Raw genomic sequence first — 2,099 nt, 5'->3', positions numbered from 1 at the left:
ATTATTGTTTCGCGGTGTTACATAAAATTGAGTAAAGCAGTTTATTTAACTTTTTGGTGCGCTAATTTCTCAGTTTTTACTGCAAAATTTCGTGCAAGACTTTGCCAATTACTTTATTGTGGTTTGGTAAGTTTAGGTGGCATAAATTCTAATCAGTTCAAACACCTAACAAGGCATTAAAGCAGGACAAAAAACAGTTTGCTGTTTCGTGCCTCAACATTTTAGCAAACAATTTTTTGCCTCTTAATGGGGCGTTAGGTTTTTAGGAGTATCCGAAGATTATGGAAGAAGTATTAAACGAATTATCTAGACCAATTTGGTGGGTAAGTGTTGTTGTTGCTGGAATTATCATTAATTTATTATCCGCATATACAAAGCCGGCTTTAGATAAGGTATTTTCAAAATACTCAAAGTCGATTAAGTCTAGAAACCTGAAGAAAAAACAAGAATTAGAATTATATATATCTAAACTTGAAGCAGATAAAGACTTCTTAAATCAAGAGCTGTTTTCTGAGTTACGGTTACGTAGTCAAGCTATTTACCTCTTATTGTTGGGGGTCTTTATTATTGCTCCCTTAAATATGTTCGATATACCTCAGCTGTTTTTAATTGTGTTTTTAGCTATCTCTGCTTTTAGTTTCTTTAGCTCATATTTAGCATTTTGGGCTGCGGCAAAAAAAGCAGCTAATATTTCATTCGTAACAAAAACCTAACAAGGCGCTTAAGTGGGAAAATTTACAGTTGGCTTTTTCTCACTTCGTTCGCTATTTTAGCCAACTTATAAATTTCCCCTTAGCGGGGCGTTAGCCGTATTCCTAAGGTTTAGTATATGAATCAGAATATAGATATTCGACCAGAATGTAATGATGATATAAATTCTATTGAAAGAGTCATAATCGAAGCTTTCAAAAATCATCCGCATAGCAACCAAACAGAACATGAAATAGTCGCTAAATTACGTAACGATAATCCTCTTTCTGTATCTTTAGTTGCAGAAGTTAATAACGTGATTATCGGACATATAGCTTTTTCTAAAGTTAATATAAGCGGTGAATTCATCGAATGGTATGGTTTAGCACCAGTTTCTGTTGAACCTGAATATCAAAACCAAGGAGTAGGCTCACAATTAATACTTTCGGGTTTAAAGGCTATCCGCGAGTTAAATGGTAAAGGTTGCGTACTTCTCGGAGAACCTGAGTACTATAATCGATTCGGTTTTAAAGCATTTAGTGGGTTAGTATTTAAAGGAGTTCCGCCAGAGTATTTTCAATCATTACTTTTAAGTGGTGACATGCCAAACGGAAATGTTGAATACCATAAGGCTTTTGCATAAAAACGGCTAACAAGTCGTTTAAAAGGACAAAAAACAGTTGGCTTTTGCTCCTTCGTCGCTAATTTTAGCCAACAATTTTTTGCCTCTTAACGAGGCGTTAGCATGATTATGAAACTATTTACTTTAGCATCAATATTACTTTTATCTTTTCATGTTCAAGCTTCTTGGCTAAAGTTTGGGCATGTAACTCCTTTCACTGAAAGTGAATACAAAATTGAGATAAATGCATCTATTTCAAAAATCAATAAAACTTCAGTAAACTTTCATTTAACAAATTTGCCAAAAAATAAAGATGTATTTTTAATTCAGACTAAAGAGCATAGACCATCTTATGAGCAAAAATTTCGAGAAGAGATTTGGGATGAGTATATTGAAGAAAACCGTCGAACCAAAATGAATACGGGTTACGAAAAGAACCAAAGTAACCCAATAATTTTGAATGTTAAGTTAAAGCCTGTGTCAGTTGATAAATATGGTATAAAAGTTTATTCGATAGATATAGATAAAGAAAAAATGAAAACATCGTATATTTATATCGATTATCCTAAGTCAGTTAGAGATGGTGGTTATTATTACTCTATAGATTTAAAAGAGTATATTTCTAGCTTGTGAGAAAAATCATGCTAACAAGGCGTTCAAAAGGACTAAAAACAGTTGGCTCGCGCTCGTGCCTCGCTGATTTTAGCCAACAATTTTTAGCCTCTTAACAGGGGCGTTAGGTGTATTGGGTTATTTGCGTAAGGTATATTTTTTGATTCACGTTTTG

At 33.6% G+C, this 2,099-nt stretch carries 3 protein-coding genes; all 3 read left to right on the top strand.

The features are described 5' to 3' along the window. Positions 1 to 281: 281 nt before the first annotated feature. The 3 genes from CWS31_RS17150 (at position 282) to CWS31_RS17140 (ending at position 1,945) form a co-directional block, all read left to right on the top strand. A complete protein-coding gene (locus tag CWS31_RS17150) occupies positions 282 to 713 on the top strand; it encodes a hypothetical protein (protein WP_101342769.1) in 432 nt (143 codons plus the stop codon). A 116-nt stretch (positions 714 to 829) separates the two neighbouring features. Continuing rightward, the gene (locus tag CWS31_RS17145) at positions 830 to 1,333 is read left to right on the top strand and encodes a GNAT family N-acetyltransferase (RefSeq protein ID WP_211355859.1); all 504 of its coding nucleotides are present in this window, start codon (positions 830 to 832) and stop codon (positions 1,331 to 1,333) included. 108 nt (positions 1,334 to 1,441) lie between these two features. Then, on the top strand, positions 1,442 to 1,945 hold the full coding sequence (locus CWS31_RS17140) for a hypothetical protein (protein ID WP_148747789.1): 504 nt from the start codon (positions 1,442 to 1,444) through the stop codon (positions 1,943 to 1,945). The last annotated feature ends 154 nt before the right edge of the window (positions 1,946 to 2,099 follow it).

Origin of the sequence: Colwellia echini (assembly GCF_002843355.2) — a bacterium.
GTDB lineage: Bacteria > Pseudomonadota > Gammaproteobacteria > Enterobacterales > Alteromonadaceae > Colwellia > Colwellia echini.
This window is presented reverse-complemented; position numbering and strand designations above follow the sequence as displayed.